Below are 16,410 nucleotides of genomic sequence, written 5' to 3' on the forward strand. Positions count from 1 at the left end.
GGGCCAGGGCAGGTTCTTGCGTTGACCTTCGTGGGGACTACGCCGCCTCGACGACCTCCGAGCGCACCGCCAACGTCCATATCTCCAGCAGCACCGCATACTCCGCCATGTCCTGAGCCGACCACGCCAGTCCGCGCCGGGCGCGCACAAATCGCCGGATCGATTCGTTCGCTTCGGAAGCAGGAACGGGCACACCTGTAGGGGCAGAAGGAGTTGGGGACATATGAGCAATGCTAGGGGCAGACACTGACAACGCAGTCCCGCGTGCACCGGCCCACGGCCCGCAGTTCCTGCCCGGGCCGGCGCTTCGACGGTGCCTCAACTTCCTGACCAGCAAGGACCGTCGGCCATCCGCCCCGCCCTCGCTGCCTGCATGTGTCCATTCCCACACGCTCCGCGATCATCTCCGGCCGCGAGGGGAGGACGTAACGATCACAGTGCCGCCGTCCCCTCGACGTCGCTGCCCTCAATGGAGGAAGAGGCAGAACGGGTGCCCTGCCGGATCAAGCAACACCCGGACATCGTCCTGAGGCTGGAACGCGGCGCGCGTTGCACCTGCCGCGACCGCATAGGTCTCGGCGTCGTCAAGGTCATCGACCCGGAGATCGAGATGGAGCATCTTCTGCTGCTCCTCGGGCCGTTCCGGCCACACGGGGGCCTGATATCCGGGCTCGGACTGGAACGAGAGCCCGGTACCGCCGTCCGGGCAGCGGAGCAGGACCCAGTCCGGTTCGCTGCATTTCACCTCCCAGCCGAGCAGCCGCCGGTAGAAGTCCGCAAGCGCATGGGCATCCGGGCAGTCCAAGACCACCGTCGCCAGCGAAATCTGAGGTCGTCCAGCCATCATCGGTCCACCATTCCCCACTACTCCCCCCTACTCCCCACCACTTCCGTCATTCCCGCCGGCTCCATTGCTTCCACCTCTCGCCCCCCGCGGCTCCGTCCCCCAGGCCGGCACGGCGACTTGCCAGATCTACGCCTCGCCTGCGGACGGCCTGGCTTATTGCCTCAAGGGCTGCCGAGGACGGACGAAGACCGGGGTGCAGCCGCCCAGGGGATATCCCGATCGAGTGATGCATCGAGTCCCTCAAGTCCCCCGTGACCGCTGTCGAGGCTGGGCCGCACCCCCGCTGTCACCTCAGGAAATGCCCTCCGGGTTAGTCACCGTCCGCTCCTCGGACTCCAGCGGCGTCGCTCCCCGGGGGTGCCCCTGAGCACTCCGTCGAGTTCTGTCCAACCGCGTTGTCAGTGGTGCCCCGTACCGTGGTTTCCGTAACTATCCGAGCTGCTGGCGCTCCTCGGACCCGCTCCGCTCCCGTGACAGCGCACGGGAGCGGAGCACACATCCGAGTGGCAGGGCGGCTTTATCGGCGGGGTGCCGGGAGCGGAGGTTCCTGCGGAGCGACGAGGAGTGAGTGGGGTGGGTTCATGTCGGTCAGGCCCGGGGGCCGGCCGGCAGTTGTCCCGCACAGCGCCTGCTCGATGTGCGCCCTCATGGCGGTGTCTATCGGGCCGCTGGCATCGGGGAGGCCGTTCCCGTCGAGCTTCTGATAGCGCGTCAGATTGAAACCGAGGGACATTTGCCGTTGGCCGTCCGCACTGGACACGGACCAGGTCATGGCACCCAGCACCAGGCCGTTGTGCCCCCAGAAGCCTCCGCAGGGCAGGTGCCATCTGAGCAGGCCAAGTCCATAGCGCAGCGTGCTGTTCTCGGTGGGCACCGTGGTCTTCATCTGACGCAGCTGGGTTGGGGCAAGCAGTTCACCGCCCAGCAGCGCTCGGTAGAAGCGGTTCAGATCGGCCATGGTCGATACGAGCGACCCCGCAGTGCCAACCCAGGACATGTTGTAGACGCTGAAGTCCCGCGGTGGGTTGAACCCGCCGTGCGCGGCCTCGTACATCTTGGCGTGCGGTCCGGTGAGGTAGGCCGATCGCGGGAAGTAGGTGTGCCGGAGTCCTGCCTTCCGGATGACGTGCTCGGTGACGTACGCCTCCGGCGACTTGCCGGTGACCTTCTGCAGCAGGAGACCCGCGAGCACGAAGTTGGTGTTGGAGTAGTGATGAGCCTGGCCCGGCTTGCCCAATGGCTCCGCCTTCAGCCCCAGCCGGGCCAATTCCCGGGGATCGAACTGGTGGAAGCGGTTGCCTTCGACGCTGTCTCCTGTGGGGAAGATTGCTTCGCCATAGTCACCGATGCCGCTGGTGTGGTTCAGCAGCATCCGTACGGTGATGGTGCGCCCGCGTTCCCCGGGAACGAGGTCGGGCAGATAGCGGCCTATCGGAGCGTCCAGCTCGATGTGCCCCTTGCCGACTTGCTGAAGGACGCCGACCGCGGTGAAGGTTTTGGTGATGCTGCCGATCCGATGCTCCATCTGCGGAGTGGTGGGGCGCCCGGTGTCGACGTCGGCGACTCCCGAAGCGCCCTGCCACGCTGCGGTGCCGTCTCGCACCGCAGAGTAAGCGCCGTGCATCCCTGCGTCATGAAAGGCCTTGAGCGTCCTTTCCAGGGCAGCCCGGTCGATGCCGGACCGGTCGCTGGCCCGCGCGGTGGCGGCGTTGCCCGCGAACGTGCTCGGCGAAGCGGCGGCAGAGGCAGCGGTAGGAACCGTCAGTGTGAGTAAGGCGGCGGTGGCGGTCCCGGCCAGCCGCATGCGCCGGCGATGGGTAGGGGCAACGGGCATGCATTCTCCGTCAGTTCAAGGTCTGCAGGCAGTATTTGTTCTTCGCTGTCTCGATTCTCGCGAGTGGACAGCGGCCAGACGTCAGCCTTTGGAACGACCTTGATCACAAGCCCACATGACAAATGTCAGGTTTCCCGAGGCTGGGTCGTGCGCTCCTGTCGAGGGGTGGGCCGCGTGGCGGGCCGGCTCTCGGGGCCCCGGCAAAGCCGCACAGGCAAAGGCCCATCCGGGCAGGAGGCCTCACCTCGGTGTTCTCCTGAGGCGCCGTGGGCGGGAGTGGGCGACGATGGAATGGCCGAGGTGCAGCGGCGCGCTGAGAGCGCCGGGGGGAAGCGTCGCCGGGCGCACCTGCCCAGTTTTATCGGGAGGCCCTGATGGATTACCCGGAATGCTATGAGCTCGTATTTCAAGCCCCCGCGGTGGAGGACGATGTAGTGATCGTTCATCGCACCGAGCGGGCGGGAGCGGGCGGGTATCCGGTCTACGAGGATGAGTCGGGGATCGTACGCGCAGAGATCAGCGACCGGGGCGAGGTCCGCATGCTGGCCAGTGGGGGGCACCAGATGCTCCGCACGCCGATGCTGGCGCGACCCCTCACCCCGTGAGCTTCGGGAGCCCATCCGGCGGCCAGGGCTGCGCATCCATGCACACACTCTGTTGGTATTCGGTTGCGTTGTGTTGAACCTGTAGTGGTGAGAGGTGCCTCGCCTCGGTCGCGGAGGTAGCAGGCCGCCGGGCGTCGCTCCCGTAACCTTCTGAGTTTCGCTCGTTGCGGAGTGTGCGGTGTGCGGTGTGCGGTGTGCGGTGTGCGGTGTGTGCGCTGAGCGGCGGGTCTGTGCTCTGGGTAGCCATGAGTCGAGGAGAAGCAGGAAGCTCTGGGATCGGGTTTGGTCGACCCGCCGCTCGCGCAGGGCGCAAGGCAAGTCCCGGTCAGCGTCGTCCGGACTCGTGCGTGGCTTCCGGGCGAATTACTGCCAGGCCGGATTGCAAGTCCACGGTGCTGCGGGGCGGCGCACCGGACTCCGTATCGTCACGGAGGGCAAGCCGGCGTTCCTTCTCTTCCTGGACATGTTGTTGTGAGGGTCGGAAGAGTTCGTCCCATGCGCCGGATGTCGCGCCGCCCCCTCCGAACTTGCGCCGACGCCAGATCACCCACCCGAAGAGCAGCATCCAAAGGGCAGCAACTGCACCTGCGACCGTCAGAAACACCTGGCCTCGCCTCCGTATGCCGGTCCGGTCTTCCAAGAGCTGGAGATCGATGTTCTGGTTGCTGCCGAGAAGTCGGCGGGGCCTTGAGTTCCGTTCCGCCCGGGCTGAACGGATATCAGAGACCGCGTAGATGGCCTCGCTTCTGAGGCGTTCGTCGGGCGTCGAGCCTTGACGCTTTCTCGCTGTCCGCGGTGCTTTCGTTGGCCTCGCCGACCGTGCCGGCTTCCTCTGCCTCGCCGTTCTCGGCTTCACCGTTCTCGCGGTCGCTGTTTTCGGCGGCGTCAGGCTTGGTGGCGCGTTCGGAGTGCGGTGTGGGGGTCGTGGTGTGGCCTTCGAGCACGGCCATGGCGCGTTCGAGTGTCTCACCGGTGACTTGCATCCGGATCCTGGCCAGTCGTTCTAACTCGGTACGCGACACCACGTCAGGGTACCTGCAGTCAGTTCAAACCTCGGCATGACACAAAGATTGGTGGGGTGAGGGAAGTTGGGGGTGGTCATTTCTCCAACCCGGATTTCGGAGGGCTACTGGGATTTAGGTAGCTGTGCGGCTACGGGGCGTCGCTGAGGGCAAGGGCGACGGCTGCTTCGGCATGCAGCCGGGTGGTCGGAAAGACCGGGACCGGGCTGTGCTCCGCCCCGATGAGCAGCTCGATCTCGGTGCAGCCCAGCACGATGCCCTCGGCTCCGGCAGCAATGAGGTCCCTGATGACGGCCATGAACGACTGCCGGGATTCCTCGTGGACGATGCCGAGGCACAGCTCCTCGTAGATCACACGATGGACGGTGTCGCGCCCGGTGGCGTCCGGAACGAGCACGTCCAGCCCGTGGCTTTCCAGCCGGCCGCGGTAGAAATCCTGCTCCATGGTGAAGGCGGTACCCAGCAGCCCAATTTGGCGCAGGCCGCTCGCACGGACGGCGTCGGCCGTGGTGTCGGCGAGGTGTAGTAGCGGGACGGTGACGGCGGCGGCTACTTGGTCGGCGACTTTGTGCATGGTGTTGGTGCAGATCAGCAGCATGTCCGCACCGGCCGCCTCCAGAGCCCTGGCGGCGTCGGCGAGTACCTCGCCGGCCTCGTCCCAGCGCCCTTCGACCTGCAGCCGTTCGATCTCTGCGAAATCCACGGAGTAGAGCACGCACCGAGCGGAATGAAGGCCGCCCAGACGCTCACGCGTCAACTGGTTCAGCAGCCGGTAGTACTCCGCCGTGGACTCCCAGCTCATGCCTCCGAGCAGCCCGATTGTCTTCATCGGGCCACCTTTGCACAGGGGGAGGGCTTTTGTGTCACCACCCCCGACAACCACCGTGCTGTGCCGTTGGGTTCTGCCGGGGGGGGCGGCCAGACCTCCTGGGGATGACCCGTCGACGGAACAATGGATCACTGCATTGGTATGGACATGTTCGCGGTGGTGCTCATAACCTAACGCTGGTCTAGACCGCAGTGCTCTCGCGGTCGTAGTTGCGTTGTTGTAGTCGCTGTCGCTGTCGCTGTCGCTGTCGCTGTCGCTGCCGTCGTCGTGCCGCGTTCGCTGGTGTGGTCTTGTGCCGCCTGATCCACCCGTGCTCCAACGTCCCTCTGCCTGCTCGCCAGTTGATTCATCCGGGCGACCGTTTCAACTGGCGTTCCTGTAAGGCGATCCCCCCACCGTGGCCCCTCCTTGCCAGGAGGTCGGCCCCAGAAGGAGTCACCGCAATGAGGTCACGTATTGCCGCGCTGCTGAGTGCCGCGACCGTAGCCGTGGGCATAGCGCTTGTCGTGCCGACGATGCCTGCGGCTGCCACGACGGGCTGTGTCGACTGTGCCGCGGCCCCGGCCGGTGCCGACGCCCGGGCCGAGGGGTTCGTCGTCAGCGAGGCGCAGTTCAACCAGATGTTCCCGAACCGGAATGCGTTCTACACCTACAGCGGCCTGACCGCGGCCCTCAGCGCCTATCCGGAGTTCGCGAACACCGGGAGCGATACCGTAAAGCGGCAAGAGGCCGCGGCTTTCCTCGCGAACGTCAGTCACGAGACCGGTGGCCTTGTCCATGTGGTCGAGCAGAACACCGGGAACTATCCCCACTACTGCGACGCGAGCCAGCCGTATGGGTGCCCGGCCGGCCAGGCGGCTTACTACGGCCGCGGGCCGATACAGCTCAGCTGGAACTTCAACTACAAGGCGGCGGGCGATGCGCTCGGCATCGACCTGCTGAACAATCCCTACTTGGTGGAGCAGGACGCCGCCGTCGCCTGGAAGACCGCCCTCTGGTACTGGAACACACAGACCGGGCCGGGCACCATGACCCCGCATCATGCGATGGTCAGCGGCGCCGGTTTCGGCGAGACCATCCGCAGCATCAACGGCTCCCTCGAATGCAACGGTGGCAACCCCGGTCAGGTGCAGAGCCGGATCAATAGCTACAAGAGCTTTGTGCAGATCCTGGGGACCACACCTGGCGACAATCTGAGCTGCTGACGGGGAGTGCGGCCGCCGGCCCACAGCGGTCGGGCGTGGGGCCCGCGACCAGGTATCGGCCACCGTGCCTGAGGATGGACTTCTGGGCCACGGACGCGTAGGCCAAGCTGGCCTCCTCGTTGAGCACATCAATGTTGCCGATGACGTAAGCGGGCATGTGATTCCATTCCCCCGTTTCCTTGGACACGGCGGGTACTCATCAGCGGTGGGGAGTGCGGTAGGGACTATCGACCACCGCTGGCCCGCTCGGCGGCGCGGGGACCGCGCCGCCGGCGAATGCGCCACGACCCACCGGACAGCTTCTAGCCGTTCCAGCGCACCGGCAGCTGCTCGATTCCCCTGAGCATCCCCGTGCGCCAGGTGAGGTCGTCGAAATCGGCGTCCATGGCGAGGGTGGGGCAGCGTTCCAAGAGGGACCGTAGGGCGACTCGGGCCTCCAGCCGGGCGAGCGGGGCGCCTAGGCAGAAGTGGATGCCGTGGCCGAAGGCGGTGTGTCCGCGAGCGTCGCGGGTGATGTCGAAGTCATCGGCGGCGGCGAAGTGTTCGCGGTCCCGGGAGGCGGAGGCGAGGACGATCGCTACGGTTTTTCCGGCGGGGATCAGTGTGCCGCCGATCTCGACCGGCTCCGCGGTGAAGCGCCAGGTGGCCGTCTCCACCGGGCCGTCGTAGCGCAGCATCTCCTCCACGGCGTTGTCGAGAAGGGAGTAATCGGCGCGCAGGGCCGCCAGTTGGGCAGGGTGCTGCAGCAGGGCGCGCACGCCATTGGCCAGGAGACTGACGGTTGTCTCATGGCCGGCGACCAGCAGCAAGAAGGCCGTGCCGACCAGCTCGTCACGGGAGAGCTGGTCGCCGTCCTCGTCGCTGGTGCGGATCAGGGCGCTGAGCAGGCCGTCGCCAGGAGCGTTGCGCATGGTTTCGATGAGGTCGACGAGGTAACCGGACATCGCCACGACCGCCTCCTGCGCCGCCTGCTCGCTGGTCGGCGCGACGATCTCGTTCGACCAGGCACGGAAGGCCTCCCGGTCCATGTCGGGGACGCCGAGCAGTTCGCAGATGACGGTCATGGGCAGCGGGAAGGCGAGCGCCTCCACCAGGTCGGCACGGCCCTCCGGGGCGGCCAGCATCGTGTCCAGCAGCTCGTCGGTGATCTGCTGCACCCGTGGCCGGAGTGCCTCGACGCGGCGGGCCGTGAATTCTTTGGCCACCAGCTTCCGCAGCCGGGTGTGGTGGGGCGGGTCCGCATCCAGCATGTTCGTCCACAGGGCCGACTCTTCGCCTGCGTCACTCTGCAGCCCGGCTGCGCGCCAGTTCTTGTTGAGGCGAGGGTCGCTGAGCGCGGCTCTGACCGCCTGGTGCCCGACGACCAGCCATGCCTCTGGAGCGTAGGGGAGACGTACCCGGTGTACGGGCCCCTGGGCGCGCAGCTTGGCGTAGTACGGGTAAGGATCCGCGGTGAAGTCCTTGCCGTAGGCCTCCAGATCGACAATGTCCGCCATGCGTTGCCCGTCCCCTCTCGATGATCCCCGATGATGCACGAAGCCCGGCACCGGTCAGACCGTACGCAGGGGTTCCCGACGTCAACATCGGCCCAACGGAGGAGCCGCAGCGGTCCATGTCCTCCCTCCGCAGTGCTTCGGCTGTCGTTCTGACGTCCAGCTGAGCTCAGTGGGATGCGGCCCGGCCCGCGGAGGGGGGTGCGGCGGCGGGCGGCCGGATGCGACTGCCGCCGCGCCGGGGGCGGGCCGCCGCGTCGGCCGTCAGCAGCGGGCGTGGGCGGTGATGTCCGCGCTGAATTCGTCGATCATGGCGGGGGTGACGGTCGGCCGGCACTGGGCGAGGGCGGCGAGATAGTCGTCGGTGCTCGCCCCGAGCCGTCCGTGCGCGCCCGCGCCGACGCCGATCGCCTCCAGGTCCCGCTCGAAAGACGCCTGGGCGGCCACCCGGGCGGCGTGCTCGATATCGGCCGGGGTGAACAGCTCGCTGGCCGCCACCAGCGCCGCCACATCCACATCGGCCCGGCCGTCCGTGTACCGGGACCAGATCGCCGACCGGGCCGCAGCGTCCGGCGTACCGATCGGGATCAGGTAGTCGAACCGGCCGGGCCGCAGGAAGGCCGGATCGAGCGAACGGAGGGAGTTGGTCGCGCACACCAGCAGCCGCTCGTCCCGCTCGCGGAAGCCGGGGATCAGCTTGAGCAGCTCATTCGTCACCCCGTGCAGCCCGCCCGGCTGTGCCGGCTCATGGCGTACCGGAGCGATCTCCTCGACCTCGTCGATGAAGACGAGGACCCGCTCCAGCTCCGCGATCCGGGCGAACGCGCTGCGCAGTGCCGCCGCCAGATTCCCCTCGTCGGCCAGCCGGGAAGGAAGCAGCTCGACGAACGGCCAGCCGAGCCTGGCTGCGATCCCGCGGGCGAAGGTGGTCTTCCCGGTCCCCGGCGGACCGAACAGGGCGATGGCCCGCGGCGGCCGCACCCCGTGCCGGGCGGCTCGCTCCGGCTCCGCCAACGGCAGCACGACCCGCCTCTCGATGAGGTCCTTCTCCGCTTCCATACCGGCGACCTTGGCCCACAGATCAGTGGGCAGGAACCGTCCCCCGAGGTCCTCCAGGAGGCTGGCCGCGGGCCCGTGGTGCGGCTCGACCTTCTCGAAGTAGGCCACCGCGGGCTGCCGCGTATAGCCCGCGTTGAGCAGTCCCTCCCCGAGCAGGTCCTCCTCGGGAAGCACATAGGCGATCCGGCTCACCCGGGCGGCGATCAGCCGCCGCTCCAGTTCCACCAGCAGCGCACTCGCCAGCCCCCGGCCACGCCAGGCCGAGGAGATCGCGATCCGCATCACCCAGCCCCGCTCACCCGCCACACATGCGAGTGCCGCCCCGATGGGCGCGCCCTGGTGGACGGCCACCACGGCGGGCTGCCGAGAAGTCAGCGCACCGATGCACTCGGCGAGCGAGAAGACGGACTCCTGCCCGAGCTCGGCCGTGGAGTCGATCAGGTGGACCACTTCGGCGAGATCGCTCTCGCGGTAGTCATGGATGAGCCAGTTCACCGGTACCGCCCCTCATTGGTGATGGTGATGGTGGTGCTGTGGTGGCAGTGAGGCTAGGGGCGGCCGGGGAACGGGGCCTGCTCCATCGTGAACAATCCGGGGCGCGGAACGCTACGGTCCGTATGTAGCCAGATGCGGCCGGCGCCGGGGGCGGGGCGCCGCCGAGGTCGAGCCGCCGCCGGGGCCGGGCCGCGGCCGAGGTCGGGCCGCGGTACACGCTTGCGGCATCGCCTGCCCTTGCCCTCCCACGGGGAATGGCGGGCGGTCCGCTGCGGTGGCCTTTCGTGTCCCGCCCGTCGGCTGCCGCTCGTCGCCTGCCGTCCGTTGCCCGTTCGGCTGTCGTCTATTGCTTGCCGCTTGCCGCTTGCCGCTTGCCGCCTGCCGCTTGCCGCCCGCCGCGCGGGGCGTCCGGTCAGCCCGCGCTCGCGCCTCTGACCGGCAGGAATCCACTGGCTGGCGTGGCTCGCCCGATGGCATGCTGTCCGGCGTGAACGGACCCGAGATCCACTTCAGCTTCGACCCTGCACTGCACCTTTTCGTCGGTTCAGCGCACAGCACTGCCTGTACGCCCGTGGTCACCGATGGGGCATCGACGCTCGGCCATGTCGTCGAGTCGCTCGGTGTCCCGCTCACCGAGGTCGGCCGGCTTGTCGTGGACGGCGCCGAGGTTCCCGTCTCCCATGTCCCGCAGGCGGGCGAGAGTATCGAGGTGCGCGCCATCGAGCGTCCGCAGCGCCTTCCCGGTGCGCCGCTGAGGTTCCTGCTCGACGTACACCTCGGCACCCTGGCGCGCAGGTTGCGGCTGCTCGGCGTGGACGCGGCGTACACGAACGAGGATCCCGGCGACGCGGCACTGGCTGCGCTCTCGGCGAAGGAACAACGGGTACTGCTCTCCCGGGACCGCGGGCTGCTGCGACGGCGGGAGATCTGGGCGGGCGCGTTCATCTACAGCGACCGGCCCGACGACCAACTCCGGGACGTGCTGGGGCGCTTCGCTCCCACCCTCGCGCCGTGGACGCGCTGCACCGCGTGCAACGGCCCGCTCATGGACGCCGACAAGGACTCCGTCCGTGAGCATCTTGAGCACGGCACGCAGCGTACGTATGACGTCTTCGCCCAGTGCTCGGCATGCGGCCGCGTCTACTGGCGAGGGGCGCACCACGCCCGGCTGGAGGCGATCGTTGAAGAGGCGCTCCGGGACCGCGCCACCTGAGCGGCGGGGCAGACCGCTCCGCGATGTTTCACAGGAAGCTCCGGGACGGCCTGTCGGCTGAGCCCGTCGGGCGTATGAATTCCGCAATCCGGGTGAGGGGCGGTTCTCGTATGGGCGTACACGCGGTGGTACAAGCGGCCGTACACGCGGCGCCGTAAACGCAGCCGCTCCTTCCCTATGAACAGGAGACTTCCCGGTTCGGCGGGAGGAGCTTCCCCTGATCAGTGAGCTCGCGAGGGTGAGGGAGGGTGGCCCCGTCCCGGAGGCCGGCACCCCGGGCCCGGCAGTCGCGTCCGAGTGCGGGCCGGGCGCTGCTCGCCGTACCGGGCGCTGGCCGCCATATCGGTGCGCTGCTCACCATGCCGGTGTGCTGCCCGCCATGTCTGGCGCTGCTGCCCTGCGCCAGACGCCCGTCAACACACGGCCCCGCGCCGCCACTTCGCCGATGTCGATCAGCATTGCCGTGCGCGGAGGCAGGAGATGGCTGCCCGTCCCGGACCGATTCTGCTTGCGTATCGGCGAATGAACGGGCCTTTTCCGTCGGGGAGTTCGTTCGTGCGGGTGCCGCGTCTGCGGAGGCGTCCCAGTTCCGTTTGCCCGGGAAGCGGCATCCGCGCGAGGGCGGTCCATGGGCCGGGTCTCGTCGGTGCGCGCTCACGGAGCCGTTGCCGTTGCCGACGGCGCCGGCGGCCTTGCGGGCCTGGGGGCCTGGGGGCCGTGGCCCCGCCGAGCCGGCCGTGGGCTGGTGTCCGGTCGACGGTCCGGGGGTGTTGACGTCCGTGCGCGTCACCCCCGCGGTGAAGCTGTTCAGTCCGTCAGGAACCGTCGGCGTGTCGCGAAAGGGCCTCGTTCGCCGCGCTCGGCGAGCGATGACTGGACCGCCTCGGAGGGCCGTCGGAGCGCCTCTAGCCCACTCGTTTCGCGACACGCCGACGACGCGCGCCGTCCAATGGGTGAATCCGCTGCCTTCCGCCACCCGAAGAGCCCATGGCGTACCTCGAATGCGACGTTCTCCGGTGGTGCGCGGTCGCAATCCGGCTGACGGTGATCACGTCGCCACTGCGATCCGATGAGCCGACAAAGAGTCAGCCTTCGCAGTCGCGCCGAAAGGAACATGTCCCCATGCGCACTGCTCGCACCCTGTTCGCCTCAGCCGCCATTACGGCGGTGCTTGCAATCTCTGCTCCCGCTGCGAACGCCATGATCACGGAGGACATTGCGTCGGACAGCGCTTCCTCCAGCAACCAGAAGCAGGCCGCGACCGGCGACGACCATGACCGTGACCACGGTCGGGACCGCGACCGCGACCGCGACCGTGACCGTGACCGCCGGCGTGACCACTGCCGTGACGGCCGCGATGGCCGCGATGGCCGTGACGGCCGTGACGGCCGGGGCAACGGTCGGGACCGTGACCGTAACGGGCGCGACGGCCGTGACGGCCGTGACGGCCGCGATGGCCGCGATGGCCGTGACGGCCGGGGCAACGGTCGTGACCACGGGCATGGCTACGGACGTGACCACTGCCGTGACGACCACAGGCCGAGCGGTGGCATGCACACCGGTGGCGGTGCCATGGCCAAGGCCGTGCTCGCTGACTGGGACCAGAGCAGCGGCTACGGCGACGACCACGACAAGCACGGGCGTGGCGACCGTGACCACGGGCGTGGCGACCGCGACCGCGACCACGGCCGCGGCGGCTACGGCGACCGTGACCACGGCCGCGACCACGGCCGCGGTGGCTACGGCGACCACGACCGCGACGGCGGCTACGGCGACCACCGCAAGCCGCACGGCGGCATCCACACCGGTGGTGGCGGTCTGGCGACCGGCGGCGGGATGGCCGCGGGTTCCGTGCTGATGCTCGGCGGTCTCGGCGCCGGTGCGTACATGCTGCGTCGTCGCAACGCCTCGGGTACCGCGGCTGCCTGATCAGGCACCCGCACGGAGACCGAAGCGCTGTCGCGGCCACCGTTCCACGTGGACGGTGGCCGCGGCGATTGCGTTACCGATGCCCCCCTCACGCCCGCGACGCCTCGTTCATGAAAGGCACCCTCACATGACCGCCCCGCAGTCGCCCCAGCCGAATTCGAATCCCTCCCGGACCGCCCCCGCGTCCCGCCCCGTCGGCCGCGGTCTGCTGTGGTCTGCGGGAGCGTTTCTGCTGGGCTCACTCCTCGTCTACAACTCCGTGGACACCTCTGCAGACCCCAAGCCGCTGGCCCACCCCGCCGTGGCCCAGTCCGCCACACCGCGGGGCTCCGCCGCTACGGCGGTCCCCGATCTGGCGCTGCCCCGTTCCGCACCGAAGCGAGTGTCGATTCCGGCCATCGCCGTCGACGCGCCCTTCACCCCGCTGACCATCGGCCCGACCGGAGCGCTCAACGCGCCGCCCGCGGGGGACAAGAACCTCGTCGGCTGGTACAAGGACGGTGCGGCGCCGGGCGAGCGTGGATCGGCGATCATCGCCGGTCACGTGGACACCAAGACCGGACCGGCGGTGTTCCTGCAACTGGAATCGCTCAAGACCGGCGCCACGATCAACATCACCCGTGAAGACGGCATCATCGCCACCTTCAAGGTCGACTCCGTCGAGACCTTCAACAAGGCGAGATTCCCCAATGACAGGGTCTACGCCGACGCCCCCACCGCGCAGCTCCGCGTGATCACCTGCGGTGGCGCATACGACAGGAAGGTCAAGGACTACGTCGACAACGTGGTGGTGTTCGCCCACCTCGCCTCATTCAGACAGACCTGAGCGGGCTCCCTTCGCACTGCGGAGACCACCCGGTATCTCAGGACAAGCCCAGGCCGCCGCCCTGCCGCCGGCCTGGGCTTTGTCATGGGTGGGGGCGGGAGCAGAGCACGGGCCCCGGCGTGAATTCCCGGGCAGCCGACCCGACTTCGGCACCTTCGTCGGTGACGCGCTCGGCTCCGGACCGGTGGTCACGGAGAGCTCACCCGGGCGGCGCATTCGCGCCGGACCTATCCCCGTACGCTCCCGTCCCAGCGCCAAGTGGTGCGCCGTGGCTGCCCCGGCAGCTCGGCGCGTCCGGTGGCCCACAGAAGGGTGGGCCAGGGATCGGCGTCCTGCGGGATGTCCGGAAACAGCCGGGTGAGCACCCGGGCACACAGGTCGGCGGGCGGGTTCCAGGCGAGTCCGAGGCCCTTTGCCAGGTCGTGCGTGTGCACCAGGGTTTCCACGGCTCCCATCGCGGCGAAGCCCTCCGGGTCCGACACCCCGAACACATGGTGCGCGCGCACCTCCGGCGGCGTCGTACGCACCATCGCCACCAGCAGCGCGCCACTCGCCTCCAGCACCTGCAGCAGCCCCGCGGGCCCCGCCGCACGGTCCGCATGCACGGCGTTCGCGGGGCCGCCGGGCCGACGGCTCTCCCACACGAAGGGCACATTGCCCTCCAACGGCGGCCTTCTGGGGCCCAGCTGCACGGCGTAGGCGAAGAGATCGTCGCTGAGGTGCTCGACGGTCTCCCAGCAGTCCCACTCCAGCGAACCGGCCCTGCCGTCCCACGCTGTCGGCGGGGCCTGGCGCAGTACGGAAACGGCGAGCTGCACGGCACGGTCCAGATCGTCCGCGGTGACGGCGGACGGTGGGAGCGCGGCTTCGGGTGAAAGAGATGTTGACCGGGACATGGTGGGACCGTACCGCGCAGGACCGGATGGCGGCGCCGCCGGGGACTGCGGGTGCTCGGGACCGGGATCTGACGGTCTATCGTGGGCCCATGTCCGCCCCAGAACTGATCCGTATCGTCTCCCGCGACTCGCCCATGGCTCTGGCCCAGGTGGAGCGCGTCCGCGCGGAACTCGGCGCGCTGCACCCCGGTATCGCCACGGAGGTCATCCCGGTCAAGACCACCGGCGACCGCTGGATGGGTGCCCTCTCCCAGGTCGAGGGGAAGGGGGCGTTCACCAAGGAGGTCGACGCGGCCCTCCTGGCCGGTGAGGCGGACCTCGCGGTCCACTGCGTCAAGGACATCCCCGGCGACCGTCCGCTGCCCGCCGGCACGACCTTCGCCGCCTTCCTGGAGCGCGATGACGTCCGTGACGCGCTGATCCACCCAGACGGGCTCACCCTCGACGAACTCCCCGAAGGGACCCGGATCGGCACCTCGTCGGTCCGTCGGATCGCGCAGCTCGCCGCCTCCCATCCGCATCTGCAGTGTGTGCCGATGCGCGGCAACGCCAACCGCCGCATGGAGAAGCTCGCAGCCGGCGAGGCGGACGCACTGCTGCTGGCCGTCTCCGGGCTCGAGCGCATCGGCCGCACGGACGTGATCACCCAGATCCTGTCCGTGGACGAGATGTGCCCGCCGATCGGCGCGGGAGTGCTGGCCCTTCAGTGCCGCGAGGGCGACACCGAGACCATCGACGCCGTCAGCGGCATGGGACACCCCCGGACGTTCCAGGAGACGACCGCCGAACGCATGCTGCTGCACGTCCTGCAGGGCCACTGCAACAGCCCGATCGCCGGCTACGCCAAGACGGACCGCCGCGGTGAACTGTCCCTGCGGGCCTGTGTCTTCACCCCGGACGGCAAGACGGTCCTCAACGCGCACGAATGGGCCGGCCCGCTCACCCCGGAGACCCTCGGCACCTCTGTGGCCGTCGCCCTGCTGCGCCAAGGCGCACGCGAACTGATCGACGGCATCGCGCACTGATTGACGGCGTCGGGCACTGATTGACGGCGTCGCGCGCTGAGGCCCGTGTCCCCGGATGATGGGGGTGGCTTTGGCCGACGGCTGTCACGCTGCTCTCCGGGGCGGGCCCCGGGGACGTCGGCGTAACGGCGTTGCTCAGCGACCCCCTGGCGGCCCCGACGCGCCGACCGCCTCACGGAGGGCCCGTCGGCAGGCCTGAATGGCGGGGTGCCGGTCGCGGCCCCGGCGGATCGCGGTGAACAGTCTGCGGGCCTGTCGGCCGTGCGGGAGCTGCTGGAGGGGGACGGTCGCCGGGCGGCCGTCCCAAACGAGGTCCGGGAGCAGAGCAGCGGCGTGGCCCTGTTCGACGAGCCGCAGATGCAGCAGCAGGTCCGTGGACTCGAACCGGACATCGGGCTCGAAGCCCGCGCTGCGGCACAGCGTCAAGGCCCAGTGCCGGGCGGCGGTGCCCTCGGGTTCCAGGACCCAGGGGTGCCCGGACAGCGCGCGCAGCCGCGCCGTGGGCCCGGCTGCGTCCGCAGCCTCCGCCGCGCCACTGTCACCCGCCGGATGCGGGTGAGCCAGCCGCAGCGCGTCGTGACACAGATCTTCCTGCTCCAGCTCGGCCGGCCGGGGATTCGGGCTCCCCGGGTACTCCTCGGCGATGACCAGATCGAAGTCGCGGGCCAGCAGCCCCGGCAGCGCCCGTTCCGGCTCCATCTGTGTGACATGCACCCGCAGCCGGGGGTGGGAAGCACGCAGCAGCGTGAGCGCCGGCGGTACCAGGGCGAGGGCCGCGGTCTGGAAGGACGCGACGCGCAGAGTGCCGGTGAGATCGGTGAGAGAGGTGGCTATCTCCGCCTCGGCGCGCTCCAGCCGTGCGAGCACCGCTTCGGTGTGGGTGACCAGAATCTCCGCCTGCTGGGTCAGCCGCACCCGCCGTCCGACCGGCTCCAGCAGTGGCACACCGACCTCCGTCTCCAGCTGCGACAGTTGCTGCGAGACGGAGGACGGGCTGTACGAGAGGGCGGCCGCGACTGCGGCGAGCGTGCCGCGGTGCTTGAGTTCGCGCAGCAGGCGGAGACGGTGGAGGTCGAACATCGGTGGGTCTGGTCCCCCGGATCGGTCAGCTTTCCTGACGAATATAGATGGG

General features: G+C 69.0%; 18 protein-coding genes. 6 read left to right on the forward strand and 12 right to left on the reverse strand.

The window, feature by feature from the left end:
* Positions 1-37 precede the first annotated feature (37 nt).
* The 3 genes from STRNI_RS39195 to STRNI_RS39205 all read right to left on the reverse strand — a co-directional run bounded on the left by STRNI_RS39195 (position 38) and on the right by STRNI_RS39205 (position 2,681).
* Entirely contained in the window at positions 38-193 is a 156-nt protein-coding gene (locus STRNI_RS39195) for a hypothetical protein (protein WP_229838261.1), read from the reverse strand.
* Between the two features lie 273 nt (positions 194-466).
* Positions 467-844, reverse strand: coding sequence for a VOC family protein (locus tag STRNI_RS39200; RefSeq protein WP_266437381.1), 378 nt, complete (start codon positions 842-844; stop codon positions 467-469).
* 520 nt (positions 845-1,364) lie between these two features.
* Positions 1,365-2,681 (reverse strand): serine hydrolase domain-containing protein, encoded by a 1,317-nt coding sequence (locus STRNI_RS39205; RefSeq protein ID WP_277412999.1) that lies wholly within the window; start codon positions 2,679-2,681, stop codon positions 1,365-1,367.
* Between the two features lie 374 nt (positions 2,682-3,055).
* Here STRNI_RS39205 and STRNI_RS39210 point away from each other — a divergent pair, with 374 nt between their 5' ends.
* Complete coding sequence (locus STRNI_RS39210; protein ID WP_093636193.1) at positions 3,056-3,286, forward strand: DUF6296 family protein; 231 nt, start codon at positions 3,056-3,058, stop codon at positions 3,284-3,286.
* A 325-nt stretch (positions 3,287-3,611) separates the two neighbouring features.
* Here STRNI_RS39210 and STRNI_RS41735 read toward each other — a convergent pair whose 3' ends face one another.
* The 3 genes from STRNI_RS41735 to STRNI_RS39220 all read right to left on the reverse strand — a co-directional run bounded on the left by STRNI_RS41735 (position 3,612) and on the right by STRNI_RS39220 (position 5,137).
* On the reverse strand, positions 3,612-3,851 hold the full coding sequence (locus STRNI_RS41735; RefSeq protein ID WP_381683497.1) for a DUF6191 domain-containing protein: 240 nt from the start codon (positions 3,849-3,851) through the stop codon (positions 3,612-3,614).
* Between the two features lie 154 nt (positions 3,852-4,005).
* On the reverse strand, positions 4,006-4,308 hold the full coding sequence (locus tag STRNI_RS39215; RefSeq protein ID WP_277413000.1) for a hypothetical protein: 303 nt from the start codon (positions 4,306-4,308) through the stop codon (positions 4,006-4,008).
* A gap of 130 nt (positions 4,309-4,438) precedes the next feature.
* Positions 4,439-5,137, reverse strand: a complete 699-nt coding sequence (locus tag STRNI_RS39220) for an aspartate/glutamate racemase family protein (RefSeq protein ID WP_277413001.1) — start codon at positions 5,135-5,137, stop codon at positions 4,439-4,441.
* A gap of 443 nt (positions 5,138-5,580) precedes the next feature.
* Between STRNI_RS39220 and STRNI_RS39225 the strand changes: the two genes are divergently transcribed.
* Positions 5,581-6,342 (forward strand): chitinase, encoded by a 762-nt coding sequence (locus tag STRNI_RS39225; protein WP_262040286.1) that lies wholly within the window; start codon positions 5,581-5,583, stop codon positions 6,340-6,342.
* Here the strand turns inward: STRNI_RS39225 and STRNI_RS39230 are convergent.
* From STRNI_RS39230 to STRNI_RS39240, 3 genes are all read right to left on the reverse strand, one after another.
* Positions 6,278-6,499: a DUF1330 domain-containing protein gene (locus STRNI_RS39230; protein ID WP_277413382.1), complete on the reverse strand. Its 222-nt coding sequence runs from the start codon at positions 6,497-6,499 to the stop codon at positions 6,278-6,280. The genes STRNI_RS39225 and STRNI_RS39230 overlap by 65 nt on opposite strands.
* A gap of 145 nt (positions 6,500-6,644) precedes the next feature.
* Positions 6,645-7,838, reverse strand: a complete 1,194-nt coding sequence (locus STRNI_RS39235; RefSeq protein ID WP_159491714.1) for a cytochrome P450 family protein — start codon at positions 7,836-7,838, stop codon at positions 6,645-6,647.
* 261 nt (positions 7,839-8,099) lie between these two features.
* On the reverse strand, positions 8,100-9,389 hold the full coding sequence (locus STRNI_RS39240) for an ATP-binding protein (RefSeq protein WP_159491716.1): 1,290 nt from the start codon (positions 9,387-9,389) through the stop codon (positions 8,100-8,102).
* 487 nt (positions 9,390-9,876) lie between these two features.
* Here STRNI_RS39240 and STRNI_RS39245 point away from each other — a divergent pair, with 487 nt between their 5' ends.
* A complete protein-coding gene (locus STRNI_RS39245) occupies positions 9,877-10,602 on the forward strand; it encodes a Mut7-C RNAse domain-containing protein (protein ID WP_277413002.1) in 726 nt (241 codons plus the stop codon).
* A 1,149-nt stretch (positions 10,603-11,751) separates the two neighbouring features.
* On the opposite strand, the gene STRNI_RS39250 is transcribed toward STRNI_RS39245, so the two are convergent.
* On the reverse strand, positions 11,752-12,105 hold the full coding sequence (locus tag STRNI_RS39250; RefSeq protein ID WP_266437406.1) for a hypothetical protein: 354 nt from the start codon (positions 12,103-12,105) through the stop codon (positions 11,752-11,754).
* A gap of 48 nt (positions 12,106-12,153) precedes the next feature.
* Here STRNI_RS39250 and STRNI_RS39255 point away from each other — a divergent pair, with 48 nt between their 5' ends.
* Both STRNI_RS39255 and STRNI_RS39260 read left to right on the forward strand, forming a co-directional pair.
* Entirely contained in the window at positions 12,154-12,531 is a 378-nt protein-coding gene (locus STRNI_RS39255; protein WP_159491720.1) for a hypothetical protein, read from the forward strand.
* Positions 12,532-12,658: 127 nt separating this feature from the next.
* Positions 12,659-13,357 carry a class F sortase gene (locus STRNI_RS39260; protein WP_093636178.1) on the forward strand — a complete coding sequence of 233 codons (699 nt, stop codon included), beginning with the start codon at positions 12,659-12,661 and terminating at the stop codon, positions 13,355-13,357.
* A gap of 227 nt (positions 13,358-13,584) precedes the next feature.
* On the opposite strand, the gene STRNI_RS39265 is transcribed toward STRNI_RS39260, so the two are convergent.
* Positions 13,585-14,253, reverse strand: a complete 669-nt coding sequence (locus tag STRNI_RS39265) for a maleylpyruvate isomerase N-terminal domain-containing protein (RefSeq protein WP_277413003.1) — start codon at positions 14,251-14,253, stop codon at positions 13,585-13,587.
* A gap of 89 nt (positions 14,254-14,342) precedes the next feature.
* Here STRNI_RS39265 and hemC point away from each other — a divergent pair, with 89 nt between their 5' ends.
* Complete coding sequence (hemC, locus tag STRNI_RS39270) at positions 14,343-15,278, forward strand: hydroxymethylbilane synthase (RefSeq protein WP_277413004.1); 936 nt, start codon at positions 14,343-14,345, stop codon at positions 15,276-15,278.
* Between the two features lie 135 nt (positions 15,279-15,413).
* Here hemC and STRNI_RS39275 read toward each other — a convergent pair whose 3' ends face one another.
* Positions 15,414-16,358, reverse strand: coding sequence for a LysR substrate-binding domain-containing protein (locus tag STRNI_RS39275; protein WP_277413005.1), 945 nt, complete (start codon positions 16,356-16,358; stop codon positions 15,414-15,416).
* Positions 16,359-16,410 lie beyond the last annotated feature (52 nt).

This window comes from Streptomyces nigrescens (assembly GCF_027626975.1).
Taxonomy (GTDB): Bacteria; Actinomycetota; Actinomycetes; order Streptomycetales; family Streptomycetaceae; genus Streptomyces; species Streptomyces nigrescens.

Excerpts from the sequence above, each read along its gene's own strand:
- STRNI_RS39200 (WP_266437381.1), bottom strand. The coding sequence starts at position 844 with ATGGCTGGACGACCTCAGATTTCGCTGGCGACGGTGGTCTTGGACTGC.
- STRNI_RS39205 (WP_277412999.1), bottom strand. The coding sequence starts at position 2,681 with ATGCCCGTTGCCCCTACCCATCGCCGGCGCATGCGGCTGGCCGGGACC.
- STRNI_RS39210 (WP_093636193.1), top strand. The coding sequence starts at position 3,056 with ATGGATTACCCGGAATGCTATGAGCTCGTATTTCAAGCCCCCGCGGTG.
- STRNI_RS41735 (WP_381683497.1), bottom strand. The coding sequence starts at position 3,851 with ATGCTGCTCTTCGGGTGGGTGATCTGGCGTCGGCGCAAGTTCGGAGGG.
- STRNI_RS39220 (WP_277413001.1), bottom strand. The coding sequence starts at position 5,137 with ATGAAGACAATCGGGCTGCTCGGAGGCATGAGCTGGGAGTCCACGGCG.
- STRNI_RS39225 (WP_262040286.1), top strand. The coding sequence starts at position 5,581 with ATGAGGTCACGTATTGCCGCGCTGCTGAGTGCCGCGACCGTAGCCGTG.
- STRNI_RS39230 (WP_277413382.1), bottom strand. The coding sequence starts at position 6,499 with ATGCCCGCTTACGTCATCGGCAACATTGATGTGCTCAACGAGGAGGCC.
- STRNI_RS39235 (WP_159491714.1), bottom strand. The coding sequence starts at position 7,838 with ATGGCGGACATTGTCGATCTGGAGGCCTACGGCAAGGACTTCACCGCG.
- STRNI_RS39250 (WP_266437406.1), bottom strand. The coding sequence starts at position 12,105 with ATGCCCGTGGTCACGACCGTTGCCCCGGCCGTCACGGCCATCGCGGCC.
- STRNI_RS39255 (WP_159491720.1), top strand. The coding sequence starts at position 12,154 with ATGCACACCGGTGGCGGTGCCATGGCCAAGGCCGTGCTCGCTGACTGG.
- STRNI_RS39260 (WP_093636178.1), top strand. The coding sequence starts at position 12,659 with ATGACCGCCCCGCAGTCGCCCCAGCCGAATTCGAATCCCTCCCGGACC.
- STRNI_RS39265 (WP_277413003.1), bottom strand. The coding sequence starts at position 14,253 with ATGTCCCGGTCAACATCTCTTTCACCCGAAGCCGCGCTCCCACCGTCC.
- hemC (WP_277413004.1), top strand. The coding sequence starts at position 14,343 with ATGTCCGCCCCAGAACTGATCCGTATCGTCTCCCGCGACTCGCCCATG.
- STRNI_RS39275 (WP_277413005.1), bottom strand. The coding sequence starts at position 16,358 with ATGTTCGACCTCCACCGTCTCCGCCTGCTGCGCGAACTCAAGCACCGC.